Annotated in this window: 18 protein-coding genes; 10 read left to right on the forward strand and 8 right to left on the reverse strand. The window is 51.9% G+C overall.

From position 1 onward, the window contains the following. Positions 1-79 precede the first annotated feature (79 nt). The 5 genes from cysP to cysM all read left to right on the forward strand — a co-directional run bounded on the left by cysP (position 80) and on the right by cysM (position 4936). The gene (gene cysP, locus HGD79_RS22710) at positions 80-1096 is read left to right on the forward strand and encodes a thiosulfate/sulfate ABC transporter substrate-binding protein CysP (RefSeq protein WP_000290223.1); all 1017 of its coding nucleotides are present in this window, start codon (positions 80-82) and stop codon (positions 1094-1096) included. Further along, positions 1096-1929: a sulfate/thiosulfate ABC transporter permease CysT gene (gene cysT, locus HGD79_RS22715; RefSeq protein ID WP_000458405.1), complete on the forward strand. Its 834-nt coding sequence runs from the start codon at positions 1096-1098 to the stop codon at positions 1927-1929. The genes cysP and cysT overlap by 1 nt, the downstream gene beginning before the upstream one ends. Next, on the forward strand, positions 1929-2804 hold the full coding sequence (cysW, locus tag HGD79_RS22720) for a sulfate/thiosulfate ABC transporter permease CysW (RefSeq protein WP_000852686.1): 876 nt from the start codon (positions 1929-1931) through the stop codon (positions 2802-2804). Before cysT ends, cysW begins: the two co-directional genes overlap by 1 nt. Next, positions 2794-3891, forward strand: coding sequence for a sulfate/thiosulfate ABC transporter ATP-binding protein CysA (gene cysA / locus HGD79_RS22725; RefSeq protein WP_168848510.1), 1098 nt, complete (start codon positions 2794-2796; stop codon positions 3889-3891). The genes cysW and cysA overlap by 11 nt, the downstream gene beginning before the upstream one ends. A 133-nt stretch (positions 3892-4024) precedes the next feature. Next, positions 4025-4936: a cysteine synthase B gene (gene cysM / locus HGD79_RS22730; RefSeq protein ID WP_001297645.1), complete on the forward strand. Its 912-nt coding sequence runs from the start codon at positions 4025-4027 to the stop codon at positions 4934-4936. Between the two features lie 2 nt (positions 4937-4938). Here the strand turns inward: cysM and HGD79_RS22735 are convergent, their stop codons facing one another. After that, a complete protein-coding gene (locus tag HGD79_RS22735) occupies positions 4939-5307 on the reverse strand; it encodes a YfeK family protein (RefSeq protein WP_000719963.1) in 369 nt (122 codons plus the stop codon). 104 nt (positions 5308-5411) lie between these two features. Here HGD79_RS22735 and pdxK point away from each other — a divergent pair, with 104 nt between their 5' ends. Then, positions 5412-6263, forward strand: coding sequence for a pyridoxine/pyridoxal/pyridoxamine kinase (gene pdxK, locus HGD79_RS22740; protein ID WP_000096645.1), 852 nt, complete (start codon positions 5412-5414; stop codon positions 6261-6263). Between the two features lie 41 nt (positions 6264-6304). Here pdxK and crr read toward each other — a convergent pair whose 3' ends face one another. The 5 genes from crr to cysZ all read right to left on the reverse strand — a co-directional run bounded on the left by crr (position 6305) and on the right by cysZ (position 11185). Next, positions 6305-6814: a PTS glucose transporter subunit IIA gene (gene crr, locus HGD79_RS22745; RefSeq protein WP_000522247.1), complete on the reverse strand. Its 510-nt coding sequence runs from the start codon at positions 6812-6814 to the stop codon at positions 6305-6307. Positions 6815-6854: 40 nt separating this feature from the next. Further along, positions 6855-8582, reverse strand: coding sequence for a phosphoenolpyruvate-protein phosphotransferase PtsI (gene ptsI, locus HGD79_RS22750; RefSeq protein WP_000623136.1), 1728 nt, complete (start codon positions 8580-8582; stop codon positions 6855-6857). A 44-nt stretch (positions 8583-8626) separates the two neighbouring features. Continuing rightward, complete coding sequence (gene ptsH, locus HGD79_RS22755) at positions 8627-8884, reverse strand: phosphocarrier protein Hpr (RefSeq protein WP_000487600.1); 258 nt, start codon at positions 8882-8884, stop codon at positions 8627-8629. A gap of 383 nt (positions 8885-9267) precedes the next feature. Beyond that, positions 9268-10239 carry a cysteine synthase A gene (cysK, locus tag HGD79_RS22760; RefSeq protein ID WP_000034402.1) on the reverse strand — a complete coding sequence of 324 codons (972 nt, stop codon included), beginning with the start codon at positions 10237-10239 and terminating at the stop codon, positions 9268-9270. Between the two features lie 184 nt (positions 10240-10423). Continuing rightward, on the reverse strand, positions 10424-11185 hold the full coding sequence (gene cysZ / locus HGD79_RS22765) for a sulfate transporter CysZ (protein WP_000254843.1): 762 nt from the start codon (positions 11183-11185) through the stop codon (positions 10424-10426). A 229-nt stretch (positions 11186-11414) separates the two neighbouring features. Here cysZ and zipA point away from each other — a divergent pair, with 229 nt between their 5' ends. From zipA to HGD79_RS22780, 3 genes are all read left to right on the forward strand, one after another. Then, the gene (gene zipA, locus HGD79_RS22770; RefSeq protein ID WP_001297862.1) at positions 11415-12401 is read left to right on the forward strand and encodes a cell division protein ZipA; all 987 of its coding nucleotides are present in this window, start codon (positions 11415-11417) and stop codon (positions 12399-12401) included. Positions 12402-12471: 70 nt separating this feature from the next. After that, a complete protein-coding gene (gene ligA / locus HGD79_RS22775) occupies positions 12472-14487 on the forward strand; it encodes an NAD-dependent DNA ligase LigA (RefSeq protein ID WP_000443665.1) in 2016 nt (671 codons plus the stop codon). A 1-nt stretch (position 14488) separates the two neighbouring features. Further along, positions 14489-14707 carry a DUF3820 family protein gene (locus HGD79_RS22780; RefSeq protein ID WP_000410201.1) on the forward strand — a complete coding sequence of 73 codons (219 nt, stop codon included), beginning with the start codon at positions 14489-14491 and terminating at the stop codon, positions 14705-14707. Here the strand turns inward: HGD79_RS22780 and HGD79_RS22785 are convergent. After that, the gene (locus HGD79_RS22785) at positions 14704-15702 is read right to left on the reverse strand and encodes a bile acid:sodium symporter family protein (RefSeq protein ID WP_000765587.1); all 999 of its coding nucleotides are present in this window, start codon (positions 15700-15702) and stop codon (positions 14704-14706) included. The genes HGD79_RS22780 and HGD79_RS22785 overlap by 4 nt on opposite strands. 89 nt (positions 15703-15791) lie before the next feature. On the opposite strand from HGD79_RS22785, the gene HGD79_RS22790 reads away from it, so the two are divergent. Then, positions 15792-16718, forward strand: coding sequence for a LysR family transcriptional regulator (locus HGD79_RS22790; RefSeq protein ID WP_001109794.1), 927 nt, complete (start codon positions 15792-15794; stop codon positions 16716-16718). 38 nt (positions 16719-16756) lie between these two features. On the opposite strand, the gene HGD79_RS22795 is transcribed toward HGD79_RS22790, so the two are convergent. After that, on the reverse strand, positions 16757-17521 hold the full coding sequence (locus HGD79_RS22795) for an outer membrane protein OmpK (protein WP_000716421.1): 765 nt from the start codon (positions 17519-17521) through the stop codon (positions 16757-16759). Positions 17522-17526: the final 5 nt, after the last annotated feature.

Genomic DNA, 17526 nt, shown 5'->3' on the forward strand with positions numbered 1-17526 from the left:
ATATAAAACCGTTACTCCTTTCACGTCCGTTATAAATATGATGGCTATTAGAAAGTCATTAAATATATAAGGGTGCGCAATGGCCGTTAACTTACTGAAAAAGAACTCACTCGCGCTGGTCGCTTCTCTGCTGCTGGCAGGCCATGTACAGGCAACGGAACTGCTGAACAGTTCTTATGACGTCTCCCGCGAGCTGTTTGCCGCCCTGAACCCGCCGTTTGAACAGCAATGGGCCAAAGATAACGGCGGCGACAAACTGACGATTAAACAATCTCATGCCGGGTCATCAAAACAGGCGCTGGCGATTTTACAGGGCTTAAAAGCCGACGTTGTCACTTATAACCAGGTGACTGACGTACAAATCCTGCATGACAAAGGCAAGCTGATCCCGGCGGACTGGCAGTCGCGCCTGCCGAATAATAGCTCGCCGTTCTACTCCACCATGGGCTTCCTGGTGCGTAAGGGCAACCCGAAGAATATCCACGACTGGAACGACCTGGTGCGCTCCGACGTGAAGCTGATTTTCCCGAACCCGAAAACGTCGGGTAACGCGCGTTATACCTATCTGGCGGCATGGGGCGCAGCGGATAAAGCTGACGGTGGCGATAAAGCCAAAACCGAACAGTTTATGACCCAGTTCCTGAAAAATGTTGAAGTGTTCGATACCGGCGGTCGTGGCGCAACCACCACTTTTGCCGAGCGTGGCCTGGGCGATGTGCTGATTAGCTTTGAATCGGAAGTGAACAACATCCGTAAACAGTATGAAGCACAGGGCTTTGAAGTGGTGATCCCGAAAACCAATATTCTGGCGGAATTCCCGGTGGCGTGGGTCGATAAAAACGTGCAGGCCAACGGTACGGAAAAAGCAGCAAAAGCCTACCTGAACTGGCTCTACAGCCCGCAGGCGCAGACCATCATCACCGACTATTACTACCGCGTAAATAACCCGGAAGTCATGGACAAACTGAAAGATAAATTCCCGCAGACCGAGCTGTTCCGCGTGGAAGACAAATTTGGCTCCTGGCCGGAAGTGATGAAAACCCACTTCACCAGCGGCGGCGAGTTAGACAAGCTGTTAGCGGCGGGGCGTAACTGATGTTTGCAGTTTCATCAAGACGCGTGCTGCCGGGCTTTACCTTAAGCCTCGGCACCAGTCTGCTGTTTGTGTGCCTGATTTTGCTGCTGCCGCTCTCCGCGCTGGTGATGCAGCTGGCTCAGATGAGCTGGGCGCAGTACTGGGAGGTGATCACCAACCCACAAGTGGTCGCGGCCTACAAAGTGACGCTGCTGTCGGCGTTTGTGGCATCGATTTTTAACGGCGTTTTCGGTCTGCTGATGGCGTGGATTTTAACACGTTATCGCTTTCCGGGCCGCACGCTGCTTGATGCGCTGATGGATTTACCCTTTGCGCTGCCAACGGCAGTCGCCGGTTTAACGCTGGCCTCGCTCTTTTCCGTAAACGGTTTTTACGGTGAATGGCTGGCGAAGTTTGATATCAAAGTCACCTATACATGGCTGGGGATTGCGGTGGCGATGGCCTTTACCAGCATTCCGTTTGTGGTGCGTACCGTGCAGCCGGTGCTGGAAGAGTTAGGCCCGGAATATGAAGAAGCGGCGGAAACGCTTGGTGCAACGCGCTGGCAGAGTTTCTGCAAAGTGGTGCTGCCGGAGCTTTCTCCGGCGCTGGTGGCGGGCGTGGCGCTGTCGTTTACCCGTAGTCTTGGTGAATTTGGCGCGGTGATTTTTATCGCCGGAAATATCGCGTGGAAGACGGAAGTGACGTCGCTGATGATTTTTGTGCGCTTGCAGGAGTTTGATTACCCGGCGGCGAGCGCGATTGCTTCGGTGATCCTCGCGGCATCCCTGATACTGCTGTTCTCAATTAACACTCTGCAAAGTCGCTTTGGTCGGCGTGTGGTAGGTCATTAATGGCGGAAGTGACACAATTGAAGCGTTATGACGCGCGCCCGATTAACTGGGGCAAATGGTTTCTGATTGGCATCGGGATGCTGGTATCGGCGTTCATCCTGCTGGTGCCGATGATTTATATCTTCGTACAGGCGTTCAGCAAAGGGCTGATGCCTGTTTTACAGAATCTGGCCGATCCGGATATGCTGCACGCCATCTGGCTGACGGTGATGATCGCGCTGATTGCCGTACCGGTAAACCTGGTGTTCGGTATTCTACTGGCGTGGCTGGTGACGCGCTTTAACTTCCCCGGACGCCAGTTGCTGCTGACGCTGCTGGACATTCCGTTTGCCGTGTCGCCGGTGGTTGCCGGTCTGGTGTATTTGCTGTTCTACGGCTCTAACGGCCCGCTCGGCGGTTGGCTCGACGAGCATAACCTGCAAATTATGTTCTCCTGGCCGGGAATGGTGCTGGTCACCATCTTCGTGACGTGTCCGTTTGTGGTGCGCGAACTGGTGCCGGTGATGTTAAGCCAGGGCAGCCAGGAAGACGAAGCGGCGATTTTGCTTGGCGCGTCCGGCTGGCAGATGTTCCGTCGCGTCACATTACCGAACATCCGCTGGGCGCTGCTTTATGGCGTGGTGTTGACCAACGCCCGCGCAATTGGCGAGTTTGGCGCGGTGTCGGTGGTTTCCGGCTCGATTCGCGGCGAAACCCTGTCGCTGCCGTTACAGATTGAATTGCTGGAGCAGGACTACAACACCGTCGGCTCCTTTACCGCTGCGGCGCTGTTAACGCTGATGGCGATTATCACCCTGTTTTTAAAAAGTATGTTGCAGTGGCGCCTGGAGAATCAGGAAAAACGCGCACAGCAGGAGGAACATCATGAGCATTGAGATTGCCAATATTAAGAAGTCGTTTGGTCGCACCCAGGTGCTGAACGATATCTCACTGGATATTCCTTCAGGTCAGATGGTCGCGTTGCTGGGGCCGTCCGGTTCCGGGAAAACCACGCTGCTGCGCATTATCGCCGGGCTGGAGCATCAAACCAGCGGGCATATTCGCTTCCACGGCACCGACGTCAGCCGCCTGCACGCGCGCGATCGCAAGGTCGGTTTCGTGTTCCAGCATTACGCGCTGTTCCGCCATATGACGGTGTTCGACAATATCGCTTTTGGCCTGACGGTGCTGCCACGTCGCGAGCGCCCGAATGCCGCAGCCATCAAAGCGAAAGTGACAAAATTGCTGGAGATGGTGCAGCTTGCTCATCTGGCAGATCGTTATCCGGCACAGCTTTCCGGCGGCCAGAAACAGCGCGTGGCGCTGGCGCGCGCGCTGGCTGTAGAACCGCAAATTCTGCTGCTTGATGAACCGTTTGGCGCGCTGGATGCGCAGGTGCGTAAAGAGCTGCGTCGCTGGCTGCGTCAACTGCATGAAGAGCTGAAATTCACCAGCGTGTTCGTGACCCACGACCAGGAAGAGGCGACCGAAGTAGCCGATCGTGTAGTGGTGATGAGTCAGGGGAATATTGAACAGGCTGATGCGCCGAATCAGGTATGGCGCGAACCAGCGACCCGTTTTGTACTCGAATTTATGGGCAAAGTGAACCGCCTGCAGGGAACCATTCGCGGCGGGCAGTTCCATGTTGGCGCGCATCGCTGGCCGCTGGGCTACACACCTGCGTATCAGGGTCCGGTGGATCTCTTCCTGCGCCCGTGGGAAGTGGATATCAGCCGCCGTACCAGTCTCGATTCGCCGCTGCCGGTACAGGTACTGGAAGCCAGCCCGAAAGGTCACTACACCCAATTAGTGGTGCAGCCGCTGGGGTGGTACAACGAACCGCTGACGGTCGTGATGCATGGCGACGATGCCCCGCAGCGTGGCGAGCGTTTATTCGTTGGTCTGCAACATGCGCGGCTGTATAACGGCGACGAGCGTATCGAAACCCGAGATGAGGAACTTGCTCTCGCACAAAGCGCCTGATAGGTTGAGTGAATGTTAAACGCCCGGAGGCGCTTCCCGCGATCCGGGCTTTTTAATGGCAAGGTTTGTAACCTGTAGACCTGATAAGACGCGCAAGCGTCGCATCAGGCAACACCACGTATGGATAGAGATCGTGAGTACATTAGAACAAACAATAGGCAATACGCCTCTGGTGAAGTTGCAGCGAATGGGGCCGGATAACGGCAGTGAAGTGTGGTTAAAACTGGAAGGCAATAACCCGGCAGGTTCGGTGAAAGATCGTGCGGCACTTTCGATGATCGTCGAGGCGGAAAAGCGCGGGGAAATTAAACCGGGTGATGTCTTAATCGAAGCCACCAGTGGTAACACCGGCATTGCGCTGGCAATGATTGCCGCGCTGAAAGGCTATCGCATGAAATTGCTGATGCCCGACAACATGAGCCAGGAACGCCGTGCGGCGATGCGTGCTTATGGTGCGGAACTGATTCTTGTCACCAAAGAGCAGGGCATGGAAGGTGCGCGCGATCTGGCGCTGGAGATGGCGAATCGTGGCGAAGGAAAGCTGCTCGATCAGTTTAATAATCCCGATAACCCTTACGCCCATTACACCACTACCGGGCCGGAAATCTGGCAGCAAACCGGCGGGCGCATTACCCATTTTGTCTCCAGCATGGGAACAACCGGCACTATCACCGGCGTTTCACGCTTTATGCGCGAACAATCCAAACCAGTAACGATTGTTGGCCTGCAGCCGGAAGAAGGCAGCAGTATTCCCGGCATTCGCCGCTGGCCTGCGGAATATCTGCCGGGGATTTTCAATGCTTCTCTGGTGGATGAGGTGCTGGATATTCATCAGCGCGATGCGGAAAACACCATGCGCGAACTGGCAGTGCGGGAAGGAATATTCTGTGGCGTCAGCTCCGGCGGCGCGGTTGCCGGAGCACTGCGGGTGGCAAAAGCTAACCCTGGTGCGGTGGTGGTAGCGATCATCTGCGATCGTGGCGATCGCTACCTTTCCACCGGGGTGTTTGGGGAAGAGCATTTTAGCCAGGGGGCGGGGATTTAAGATTATTGCGCAGGCACCGTTTTATCCGTCTGCGCAATTAGCGCATGTAAAAAAGGCTGTGCGTTCTCATCGCTCTTACCGGGGATCTTCACAATATACGGCTTCCCGGTAATCGATGACGACGAAGCAACCTTATCAATAAACTGCTCGGCAGTGTCAATGCGGTTACGGGTATTGCCGAGCTTCAGACGCAGATGAGAAACCGCTTCATAGCAGGTATGTTCATCACCGTTGCGCACAAATATCAAATCCTTTTTCTGTGCTAATCCCTCCAGCATGGCGTTGATGCGGGCTTCTTCATGGGCAGTTAACTTCGCGTAAACGGGGAGTGTCATTAGTAGTGTAATGACCAGACAAATGATTTTCTTCATTGAATTACCTTATCCTTGTTTTGTGATAGCCGATTTGACTGCCAGAATCAGGTAAAGTTTCGGTTGGAATACGATGAGGATCATCGGCAAGGAGAAAAAATTAAATGAGTAGTTTGTTGTTGTTTAACGATAAGAGTAGGGCGCTGCAGGCGGATATCGTCGCCGTGCAGTCGCAGGTAGTGTACGGCAGCGTAGGCAACAGCATTGCAGTGCCTGCTATAAAACAGAACGGCCTGAATGTCTTTGCCGTGCCGACGGTATTGCTGAGCAATACGCCGCATTATGACACTTTCTACGGTGGTGCGATTCCGGATGAATGGTTTAGCGGCTATTTGCGTGCGCTTCAGGAGCGTGATGCGCTGCGCCAACTTCGTGCTGTAACCACGGGCTATATGGGAACGGCATCGCAAATCAAAATCCTTGCCGAGTGGCTGACTGCGCTACGCAAAGACCATCCTGACCTATTGATCATGGTCGATCCGGTAATTGGCGATATTGATAGCGGAATTTATGTCAAACCTGACCTTCCCGAAGCGTATCGACAATATTTACTGCCGCTGGCGCAGGGAATTACCCCCAATATCTTTGAGCTGGAAATCCTGACCGGTAAAAATTGCCGCGATCTCGACAGTGCCATTGCTGCCGCAAAAAGTCTGCTTTCAGACCCATTAAAATGGGTGGTGATTACCAGCGCCTCCGGTAATGAAGAAAATCAGGAGATGCAGGTGGTGGTGGTCAGTGCCGACAGCGTGAATGTCATTTCCCATTCACGGGTAAAAACCGACCTGAAAGGGACTGGCGACCTGTTTTGTGCTCAGCTTATCAGTGGTTTGCTGAAAGGGAAGGCGTTAACAGATGCGGTGCACCGCGCGGGGTTGCGCGTACTGGAAGTGATGCGCTACACCCAGCAGCATGAGAGCGATGAATTGATTTTGCCGCCGCTGACGGAAGCATAAAAAATGGCGCCGATGGGCGCCATTTTTCACTGCGGCAAGAATTACTTCTTGATGCGGATAACCGGGGTTTCACCCACGGTTACGCTACCGGACAGTTTGATCAGTTCTTTGATTTCGTCCATGTTGGAGATAACAACCGGAGTCAGGGTAGACTTGGCTTTCTCTTCCAGCAGCGGCAGATCAAATTCAATGACAGTATCGCCAACTTTCACGCGCTGACCTTCTTCAGCAATACGCTTGAAGCCTTCGCCTTTCAGTTCAACGGTGTCGATACCGAAGTGGACGAACAGTTCAACGCCGCTATCAGATTCGATAGAGAACGCGTGGTTGGTTTCAAAGATTTTACCAATGGTGCCGTCTACAGGCGCGACCATTTTGTTACCCGTTGGTTTGATAGCAATACCATCACCAACGATTTTTTCCGCAAAAACGACATCCGGCACGTCTTCGATATTGACGATCTCGCCAGAGAGCGGAGCAATGATCTCAATAGTTCCGGTATCCTTCTTGTCGTCGGAAACCAGAGATTTCAGTTTATCGAACAAACCCATGATCTTCTCCTAAGCAGTAAATTGGGCCGCATCTCGTGGATTAGCAGATTGTTTTTTCTTCAATGAACTTGTTAACCAGCGTCATTAACTCGTCCGTTGTCGGTTGAGCAAGAGCCTGCTCTGCTAACACCTTCGCATCTTCGAAGTTCGTGTTACGGATAATCTTCTTAATGCGCGGGATAGAAATGGCGCTCATAGAGAATTCGTCCAGACCCATCCCCAGCAACAGAAGTGTAGCACGTTCATCGCCAGCAAGCTCACCACACATGCCAGTCCATTTGCCTTCAGCATGAGAAGCATCAATAACTTGCTTGATCAAGTTCAGCACGGACGGTGACATTGGCTGGTAAAGGTGTGAAATCATATCATTACCACGGTCAACTGCCAGAGTGTACTGCGTTAAATCATTGGTGCCGATACTAAAGAAATCAACTTCTTTGGCTAAATGACGTGCAATTGTTGCGGCAGCCGGTGTTTCCACCATTACGCCAATTTCAATTGACTCGTCAAACGCTTTACCTTCGTCGCGCAGTTCCTGTTTGTAGATTTCTATCTCTTTGCGCAGTGCACGCACTTCTTCAACAGAGATGATCATCGGGAACATAATGCGCAATTTACCGAAAGCCGAGGCACGCAGGATAGCGCGGAGCTGATCGCGCAGGATCTCTTTACGATCCATCGCGATACGGATAGCACGCCAGCCGAGGAATGGGTTCTCTTCTTTCGGGAAGTTCATGTATGGCAGCTCTTTGTCGCCGCCGATGTCCATGGTACGAACGATAACCGCCTGCGAGCCACACGCTTCAGCCACTGCTTTGTAAGCAGCAAACTGTTCTTCTTCAGTGGGCAGCGCGTCGCGGTCCATGAACAGGAACTCAGTACGATACAGACCAACGCCTTCAGCGCCGTTACGCTCTGCACCTTCAACGTCACGAACCGTACCAATGTTAGCGCACACTTCTACCTGGTGACCGTCCAGCGTAATAGCTGGCAGATCTTTCAGTTTAGCAAGCTCTGCTTTTTCAGAAGCCACTTGCTCCTGAACAGCGCGCATTTTATCAATAACTTCGTTGGTTGGATTGACGTAAACCTGATTATTTACGGCATCCAGAATCAGATAGTCGTCATTTTTCACCTGAGAGGTGACGCTACCGGTACCCACGATAGCAGGCAGTTCCAGAGAACGCGCCATGATAGAGGTGTGGGAAGTACGGCCACCCGCGTCGGTGATGAAACCCAGCACCTTCTTCAGGTTCAGCTGTGCAGTTTCGGACGGCGTCAGGTCAGCGGCAACCAGAATGACTTCATCCTGAATGGCGCTCAGGTCGATAATCTTCAGGCCCAGGATGTTGCGCAACAGGCGCTTACCGATATCACGTACGTCAGCCGCACGTTCTTTCAGGTATTCATCATCCAGCTCTTCCAGGGCAGAAGCCTGACCTTCGATAACTTCATGAGCAGCTGCGTCAGCTGTCATGTGCTTATCTTTAATCAGGGCTATGATTTCCTGCTCCAGCTCCTCATCTTCGAGCAGCATAATATGCCCTTCAAAGATGGCTTCTTTTTCTTCACCGAACGTTTCACCAGCTTTCGTTTTGATCGTTTCCAGCTGGGCTGATGCCTTGGCACGACCGCTCAGAAAACGTTCAACTTCCTGATCAACCTGGTCGGCAGAAATTTTTTTCCGGTCAATGACAATTTCGTCTTCTTTCAGAAGCAGAGCTTTACCGAAAGCGATACCCGGGGATGCTAAAATGCCTGAAATCATAACCCTACCTTACTTGTGACTGATTTTTAAAAGAACCCGGGAAATTACTCGAGTTCCGCCATCAGTTTAACCAGATGTTCAACCGCTTTCTGCTCGTCTTCGCCTTCTGCGGAGATAGTCACAACGGTACCTTGAGTCAGGCCCAGAGTCTGCAGTTTAAACAGGCTTTTCGCGCTGGCGCTTTTGCCGTTGGAAGTCACAGTAATTTCAGAAGTGAAGCCCTTAGCTTCTTTTACAAACTGGGCAGCAGGGCGGGTGTGCAGACCGTTCGGAGCGGTAATGGTAACTTCTTGCTGGAACATTGTATTTCCCCAACTTATAGGTTTAGTGTTGTGGAACTAAAGTCTAGCCTGGCGGTTCGACTTTAGCCTGTATTGTTAGCGCCAGTTTTTAACAGACGCGACGCACGAAGAGCGCAATACAGTCCATTGCTGGCGGGTGTTGACCGCTGACGTTTCGTACGTCATTAAACATTATGCCGCTAAAGGAAGAATTGAACCAAATCATAAAATCGATTCAGCTTTGGCTTTTCCTGTAACGATTAATTTCGCGCATCAAAATAATTAGTCTGGTTAAATACCAGTTCCGACAGGCTGAATCAATGCCAGGAGGGGCGAAAGTTTGAAGCAGGCCACAAAAAAGCACCTAAAAAGGTGCTTTTTTACGCATTTTTAACAAGCTGGCATTACTGTTGCAATTCTTTCTCAGTGAAGAGATCGGCAAACAATGCGGTGCTTAAATAACGCTCACCCGATGATGGTAGAATAACCACAATATTCTTGTTGGTAAAGCTTTCATCTTCTTGTAGTTTCAACGCCGCGGCAACAGCTGCTCCAGAAGAGATACCTGCAAGAATACCTTCTTCTTCCATCAGACGACGCGCGGTAGAAATCGCTTCTTCATTGGTGATGCCAATGACTTTATCGACCAGCTTGAGATCGAGGTTAGCCGGGATAAATCCAGCGCCAATACCCTGAATTTTATGCGGGCCAGGTTTAATCTCTTCACCTGCCAGCGCCTGGGCGATAACTGGAGAATCGGTTGGCTCAACGGCGACAGAGATAAGATCGGTCTTGCCTTTGGTGCCTTTAATGTAGCGGCTGACGCCAGTCAGCGTACCGCCAGTCCCAACGCCAGCAATAAATACATCAACCTGACCGTCGGTATCTTCCCATATCTCCGGACCGGTGGTTTTTTCGTGAATTTCAGGGTTTGCCGGATTGCTGAATTGTTGCAGCAGCAGGTATTTCTCTGGATTGCTGGCGACAATTTCTTCTGCTTTTTGGATTGCGCCTTTCATGCCTTTAGCACCTTCCGTCAGCACCAGGTTTGCACCTAACGCTTTCAGCAGCTTGCGGCGTTCAATACTCATGGTTTCTGGCATGGTCAGGGTGAGTTTGTAACCGCGAGCGGCAGCTACATAGGCCAGTGCAATCCCGGTATTACCGCTGGTCGGTTCAACCAGTTCAACGCCTGGTTTCAGCACGCCGCGCTTTTCGGCATCCCAAATCATGTTGGCACCGATACGGCACTTAACGCTGAAGCTGGGGTTACGAGATTCCACCTTCGCCAGAATGCGTCCGTTACCGATGCGATTCAGGCGAACCAGCGGCGTGTGACCGATAGTCAGCGAGTTATCTTCAAAAATCTTACTCATGGCCTGTCCTTAACTGTATGAAATTGGGATACAACAGGTAGCATACCCGCTCAGAGAATATGCGGAAGTAAGGATTTAGCATATCTATATACAGAAGGGAAATAATGACATGCAAGATGGAATAAGGGGCGGCATAAGCCACCCCTGTTTCACACAAACGGTTTACAAAATAACCGGTAGATTGTTACCGCCACATCGCGTGTTTATCGCGATAGCAATCGACCCACATCGCCGTCGCGCCACAAACGGCAACGGGCATGATGAACAGATTAAGCAGCGGGATCATCGTAAACAGGCTGGTTAAAGCACCAAACTGCATATTGGTGATTTTGCGTGTGCGCAGGGCGGTGCGCATCTCTTTAAACGGCACTTTGTGGTTATCGAAGGGGTAATCGCAATACTGGATGGCTAACATCCAGGCGCTAAACAGGAACCACAGTACCGGCGCGACGGTTTGCCCAATACCAGGGATTAAGTAAAGAATTAGCAATACAATTGCGCGCGGCAGATACCAGGCAAATTTTTGCCATTCGCGTTTCATGATTCGCGGCACATCTTTCATGATACCGAAAATCCCGGTATCTGGCGGTGTAGCGCCAGTCAATCGTGCTTCCAGTTGTTCAGCCAATAAACCGTTAAACGGAGCGGCAATCCAGTTAGCAATCGTGGAGAAGAAATAGCCAAACACTAACAGCACAGAGATGACAGCCAGAGGCCACAACAGATAACTCAGCCATTGTAGCCAGTCCGGAACGTAACTCATGAGAGTCGGGATCCAGACATCGAGCTGTGTAAAGAGCCACCAGAATGCGCCCCCCATCAACAAAATATTGACCAGCAGCGGTAAAATAACGAAACGCCGAATCCCAGGTTGCGAGACGAGCTTCCAGCCTTGCGCAAAATAGTAAAAACCGCTGCGTGGGGCAGATGTGAATGATGAAACCATAATCAGGATGAGCTCCTTTTGACCAATCCCAGGAAAATTCTGCGTATTTTACCGGGTAATTGCGCAATGGACAGTTAGGATATGTTCGAAAAAACAGCAAAAAGCACGATTTCATCTATCTTTGTGCTGTGAAAGTTAATAGTGCACTTGCACTTGAGGTAATCGGCAAATACTCTTAGTGAGTAAATGTTTGCCGTGGTGGCAAGGTGTTAGAACAACAGAGAATATAATGATGCAGGATTTGCGTCTGATATTAATCATTGTTGGCGCGATCGCCATAATCGCTTTACTGGTACATGGTTTCTGGACCAGCCGTAAAGAACGATCTTCTATGTTCCGCGATCGGCCATTAAAACGAATGAAGTCAAAACGTGACGACGATTCTTATGACGAGGATGTCGAAGATGATGAGGGCGTTGGTGAGGTTCGTGTTCACCGCGTGAATCATGCCCCGGCTAACGCTCAGGAGCATGAGGCTGCTCGTCCGTCGCCGCAACACCAGTACCAACCGCCTTATGCGTCTGCGCAGCCGCGTCAACCGGTCCAGCAGCCGCCTGAAGCGCAGGTACCGCCGCAACATGCTCCGCGTCCAGCGCAGCCGGTGCAGCAGCCTGCCTATCAGCCGCAGCCTGAACAGCCGTTGCAGCAGCCAGTTTCGCCACAGGTCGCGCCAGCGCCGCAGCCTGTGCATTCAGCACCGCAACCGGCACAACAGGCTTTCCAGCCTGCAGAACCCGTAGCGGCACCACAGCCTGAGCCTGTAGCGGAACCGGCTCCAGTTATGGATAAACCGAAGCGCAAAGAAGCGGTGATTATCATGAACGTCGCGGCGCATCACGGTAGCGAGCTAAACGGTGAACTGCTTCTTAACAGCATTCAACAAGCGGGCTTCATTTTTGGCGATATGAATATTTACCATCGTCATCTTAGCCCGGATGGCAGCGGCCCGGCGTTATTCAGCCTGGCGAATATGGTGAAACCGGGAACCTTTGATCCTGAAATGAAGGATTTCACTACTCCGGGTGTCACCATCTTTATGCAGGTACCGTCTTACGGTGACGAGCTGCAGAACTTCAAGCTGATGCTGCAATCTGCGCAGCATATTGCCGATGAAGTGGGCGGTGTCGTGCTTGACGATCAGCGCCGTATGATGACTCCGCAGAAATTGCGCGAGTACCAGGACATCATCCGCGAAGTCAAAGACGCCAACGCCTGATACACTTAAGGCAAATTAACTCCTCTTCGAACCCCCGCTTGTCGGGGGTTTTTAGCATTGATGGTGCGATATGGAATCAATCGAACAACAACTGACAGAACTGCGAACGACGCTTCGCCATCATGAATATCTTTATCATGTGATGGATGCGCCGGAAATTCCCGACGCTGAATACGACAGGCTGATGCGCGAACTGCGCGAGCTGGAAACCAAACATCCAGAACTGATTACGCCTGATTCGCCTACCCAACGTGTAGGCGCTGCGCCGCTGGCGGCTTTCAGCCAGATACGCCATGAAGTACCAATGCTGTCACTGGATAACGTTTTTGATGAAGAAAGCTTTCTTGCTTTCAACAAACGTGTGCAGGACCGTCTGAAAAACAACGAGAAAGTCACCTGGTGCTGTGAGCTGAAGCTGGATGGCCTTGCCGTCAGTATTCTGTATGAAAATGGCGTTTTAGTCAGTGCCGCGACCCGTGGCGATGGCACCACCGGGGAAGATATCACGTCTAATGTGCGTACTATTCGCGCTATTCCGCTGAAGCTGCACGGAGAGAATATCCCGGCGCGTCTGGAAGTGCGTGGTGAAGTGTTCCTGCCGCAGGCGGGGTTCGAAAAGATTAACGAAGATGCGCGACGCACGGGCGGGAAAGTTTTTGCTAACCCACGTAATGCGGCAGCTGGTTCACTGCGTCAGCTTGATCCGCGTATTACAGCGAAGCGACCGCTCACTTTTTTCTGCTATGGCGTTGGTGTTCTGGAAGGTGGCGAGCTGCCGGATACTCATCTTGGCCGTTTACTGCAATTTAAAAAGTGGGGGTTGCCGGTCAGCGATCGGGTAACGCTTTGTGAATCGGCGGAAGAAGTGCTGGCGTTCTATCACAAAGTGGAAGAAGACCGCCCGACGCTGGGCTTTGATATCGACGGCGTGGTGATTAAGGTCAACTCACTGGAACAGCAGGAGCAGCTTGGCTTTGTCGCGCGTGCCCCGCGCTGGGCGGTAGCGTTTAAATTCCCGGCGCAGGAGCAGATGACCTTTGTGCGTGACGTCGAGTTTCAGGTTGGGCGTACTGGCGCGATTACGCCTGTTGCGCGTCTGGAACCTGTCCATGTTGCTGGCGTGCTGGTGAGTAACGCAACCTTACACAATGCGGATGAAATCGAACGTCTTGGTTTACGCATTGGCGATAAAGTGGTGATTCGCCGCGCTGGCGACGTGATCCCGCAGGTGGTTAACGTCGTGCTTTCTGAACGCCCGGAAGATACCCGTGAGGTTGTATTCCCGACGCATTGTCCGGTATGTGGTTCTGACGTTGAGCGTGTGGAAGGTGAAGCGGTTGCCCGCTGTACCGGTGGCCTGATTTGCGGAGCGCAGCGTAAAGAGTCGCTGAAACACTTTGTTTCCCGCCGTGCGATGGATGTTGACGGAATGGGCGACAAAATCATCGATCAGCTGGTTGAAAAAGAATATGTCCATACTCCGGCAGATCTGTTCAAACTCACCGCAGGCAAACTGACCGGACTGGAGCGTATGGGGCCAAAATCGGCACAAAACGTGGTTAACGCGCTAGAAAAAGCGAAAGAAACCACCTTTGCTCGCTTCCTCTATGCACTTGGCATCCGTGAAGTCGGCGAGGCCACCGCAGCAGGTCTGGCGGCATATTTCGGCACGCTGGAAGCGCTGGAAGCCGCTTCGATTGAAGAGCTGCAAAAGGTGCCTGATGTTGGCATTGTCGTTGCATCCCACGTTCACAACTTCTTTGCCGAAGAAAGCAACCGCAATGTCATCAGCGAGCTGTTGGCGGAAGGTGTTCACTGGCCTGCGCCGATCGTTATCAACGCGGAAGAGATTGACAGCCCGTTTGCTGGTAAAACCGTGGTGCTTACGGGCAGCTTAAGCCAGATGTCGCGTGATGACGCTAAAGCTCGACTGGTTGAACTGGGCGCGAAAGTCGCGGGCAGCGTGTCGAAGAAAACCGATCTGGTGATTGCCGGAGAAGCGGCAGGTTCTAAACTGGCGAAAGCGCAGGAACTGGGCATTGAAGTCATCGACGAAGCGGAAATGCTGCGTTTGCTGGGTAGCTGAGATGGAAAAAGAGCAGCTGATTGAAATAGCCAATACGATAATGCCGTTTGGCAAATATAAAGGGCGTCGCTTAATCGACCTGCCGGAGGAGTATCTGCTGTGGTTTGCCCGCAAAGATGAATTCCCGGCAGGGAAGCTCGGTGAGCTAATGCAAATCACGCTGCTGATTAAAACCGAGGGGCTGACGCAACTGGTCCAGCCCCTGAAGCGTCCGCTTTAAGCTTTATCGGCGCTGCTTTCCTGCTGTGCCTGTAACTGTTCGGTCTGGCGTTTGTATCGACGCGCCAGCACCGCACAGACCATCAATTGGATCTGATGGAAAATCATTAGGGGCAGCACCATCATACCGATCACCGATGTGGGGAACAGAATGTTTGCCATCGGGATGCCATTTGCCAGACTCTTTTTCGAACCACAAAAGACGATAGTAATTTCATCTGCCTTATTGAAGCCCAGTCGGCGTGCCATAAAGACGTTAACTACAATCACGATAGCCAGAAGAACGCAGCTGACCACCACGATAAACAGCAATGATCCCCAGCCAACTTTATGCCAGATACCATTAACGACGGCTTCGCTGAACGCTGTATAAACCACCAACAGAATGGACGTCTGGTCAGTTTTCGCAATCCATTTTTTATTGCGCGACACCCAGTCACCAATCCACGGCCGGGAAAGATGCCCCAACACAAACGGCAGCAGCAGTTGCAGCATAATTTTACCGACCTGCTCAAGGCTGCCCCCTGCACCGTGAACATTCATCACCAGACCAACCAGCAATGGTGAAAGGAAAATCCCCAGCAGGCTGGATGCTGACGCAGAACAAACCGCCGCCGCGACGTTACCGCCCGCCATTGACGTGAAGGCGATTGCAGACTGCACGGTAGCCGGGAGAATGCACAAGTAGAGAAAACCGGAGTAGAGCATCGGGTCGACATTTACCGGTTTCCACCAGGCAAACAGTACACCCAGAATCGGAAACAGCACGAAGGTGCTGCAAATTACCCACAAATGCAGTCGCCAGTGACCACCGCCAGCAATAATCGCCTCACGCGACAACTTCGCGCCGTGCATAAAGAACAGCAGGGCAATCGCTGCGGTGGTCAGATTTTCAAAGAAGGGGACGAAATCGCCTCTGGCCGGAAAGAAAGAGGCCAGCAACACCACCGTGATCAGGGTTAAGGTGAAAGGATCGAGGATACGAAAAAGTTTCATAAAGACTCCAGATGATCGATGGTTCTATTGTGCTTCTTCCAGTTTGAGAAATAAAATTGATTTATTGCATCCATTCATGAAGAAAACAGATGAATTATTCTTTAAAACAATTAAAGGTTTTCGTCACAGTAGCGCAGGAGAAAAGTTTTAGTCGTGCAGGAGAGCGTATCGGCCTGAGCCAGTCGGCAGTGAGTCACAGTGTGAAGGAACTGGAAAATCATACTGGTGTTCGCCTGCTGGACAGAACCACGCGTGAAGTGGTGCTTACAGATGCAGGGCAGCAGCTGGCTTTGCGTCTTGAGCGACTGCTGGATGAACTGAACAGCACGTTGCGCGATACCGGGCGTATGGGGCAACAACTGAGCGGAAAAGTTCGGGTCGCTGCCAGCCAGACCATTTCCGCGCATCTTATTCCGCAATGCATTGCTGAAAGCCATCGCCGCTATCCAGATATTCAGTTTGTCCTGCACGATCGTCCGCAGCAGTGGGTGATGGAAAGTATTCGCCAGGGAGATGTCGACTTTGGCATCGTCATCGATCCAGGCCCAGTGGGCGATCTGCAATGTGAAGCGATTCTTTCCGAGCCTTTCTTTCTGCTTTGCCATCGCGATAGCGCTTTGGCCGTCGAAGATTATGTACCCTGGCAGGCATTACAGGGAGCGAAATTGGTGTTGCAGGATTACGCGTCAGGCAGCCGACCGCTGATTGACGCAGCGCTGGCGCGCAATGGTATTCAGGCGAATATTGTGCAGGAGATTGGACATCCGGCGACGCTGTTCCCGATGGTAGCCGCAGGCATCGGCATCAGTATTCTTCCCGCACTGGCGCTACCATTGCCTGAAGGTAGCCCACTGGTGGTAAAGCGCATTACGCCGGTTGTTGAACGCCAGTTGATGCTGGTGCGCAGGAAGAACCGTTCACTTTCCACCGCCGCTGAAGCGTTATGGGACGTGGTACGAGACCAGGGCAATGCGCTAATGGCTGGTCGGGAAGGGGATCCGTTGTATCAGATATAGAGTGAATTCATACTGCCGGGAGCCCCGGCAGTAATCAATCAGAAGTTAAATTTGATGGAGTAGATTATCGCATCCTGGTAAAAATCTTCGCCCAGTTTGTCATCCGCATATCGATACTGAATCCCCGTAGTAATGTGTGATGTTGCATTCCACCACAGTGCAACTGCGCCATTCAGCCCTTCTTTACCGCCATTACCCGCTGCATAGGTAGCGTCACGGTCAAACTCGTACTCGTTCCAGTTGGTAAGAGTGAATTTCTCGCTGCCCAGCATAAAGTTGTAACCTGCAACCCAGCCGGCGACATAGCCGTTGTCGCCAGTGTAATAGGTTTGATCTGTATAACGCTTAGCAAAGAACGGTTTGAACCACCAACCGCTGCCGGTGAAATTGTAGCCGATACCGTACAGGAACATATCGTCGTGGAAATTCACGCGATTCGCAGAACCGTAGGTGCCATACGCATGCAAGTAGAGATTAAATCCGGTGTCACCCAGGTAAATACGGTTGGTATTTTTAAAGGTATAACGCTGCTCGCTACCTGGTTTATTATGGCGACCGTTATAGAAGTTTTCCCAGTCGAAGAACCCGTACATTTCTCCCCAACTAAAGTTAGCGCCACCTTCAAATTCAAGATAACCAAAATCATCTTTGTGTGATTTGGTCGACGATTTTTCGGTAGTCCGGCTGGTCCAGTCCAGATAATGCACGCCGATATCTGCAAAACCGCCTTTAAATTCTGCATGAGATACAACAGGTATCGCTAATATAGAGGAAAGTGTCAGAGTTAAAAGATGTTTTTTCATAGCAT

It is taken from the genome of Escherichia sp. SCLE84, from assembly GCF_012584495.1.
Classification (GTDB): Bacteria; Pseudomonadota; Gammaproteobacteria; order Enterobacterales; family Enterobacteriaceae; genus ECMA0423.

Bases quoted from the DNA above. Each gene is read 5' to 3' on its own strand.
- cysP (WP_000290223.1), top strand. From the start codon at position 80: ATGGCCGTTAACTTACTGAAAAAGAACTCACTCGCGCTGGTCGCTTCT.
- cysT (WP_000458405.1), top strand. From the start codon at position 1,096: ATGTTTGCAGTTTCATCAAGACGCGTGCTGCCGGGCTTTACCTTAAGC.
- cysW (WP_000852686.1), top strand. From the start codon at position 1,929: ATGGCGGAAGTGACACAATTGAAGCGTTATGACGCGCGCCCGATTAAC.
- cysA (WP_168848510.1), top strand. From the start codon at position 2,794: ATGAGCATTGAGATTGCCAATATTAAGAAGTCGTTTGGTCGCACCCAG.
- HGD79_RS22735 (WP_000719963.1), bottom strand. From the start codon at position 5,307: ATGAAGAAAATCATTTGTCTGGTCATTACACTACTAATGACACTCCCC.
- pdxK (WP_000096645.1), top strand. From the start codon at position 5,412: ATGAGTAGTTTGTTGTTGTTTAACGATAAGAGTAGGGCGCTGCAGGCG.
- crr (WP_000522247.1), bottom strand. From the start codon at position 6,814: ATGGGTTTGTTCGATAAACTGAAATCTCTGGTTTCCGACGACAAGAAG.
- ptsI (WP_000623136.1), bottom strand. From the start codon at position 8,582: ATGATTTCAGGCATTTTAGCATCCCCGGGTATCGCTTTCGGTAAAGCT.
- ptsH (WP_000487600.1), bottom strand. From the start codon at position 8,884: ATGTTCCAGCAAGAAGTTACCATTACCGCTCCGAACGGTCTGCACACC.
- cysK (WP_000034402.1), bottom strand. From the start codon at position 10,239: ATGAGTAAGATTTTTGAAGATAACTCGCTGACTATCGGTCACACGCCG.
- cysZ (WP_000254843.1), bottom strand. From the start codon at position 11,185: ATGGTTTCATCATTCACATCTGCCCCACGCAGCGGTTTTTACTATTTT.
- zipA (WP_001297862.1), top strand. From the start codon at position 11,415: ATGATGCAGGATTTGCGTCTGATATTAATCATTGTTGGCGCGATCGCC.
- ligA (WP_000443665.1), top strand. From the start codon at position 12,472: ATGGAATCAATCGAACAACAACTGACAGAACTGCGAACGACGCTTCGC.
- HGD79_RS22780 (WP_000410201.1), top strand. From the start codon at position 14,489: ATGGAAAAAGAGCAGCTGATTGAAATAGCCAATACGATAATGCCGTTT.
- HGD79_RS22785 (WP_000765587.1), bottom strand. From the start codon at position 15,702: ATGAAACTTTTTCGTATCCTCGATCCTTTCACCTTAACCCTGATCACG.
- HGD79_RS22790 (WP_001109794.1), top strand. From the start codon at position 15,792: ATGAATTATTCTTTAAAACAATTAAAGGTTTTCGTCACAGTAGCGCAG.
- HGD79_RS22795 (WP_000716421.1), bottom strand. From the start codon at position 17,521: ATGAAAAAACATCTTTTAACTCTGACACTTTCCTCTATATTAGCGATA.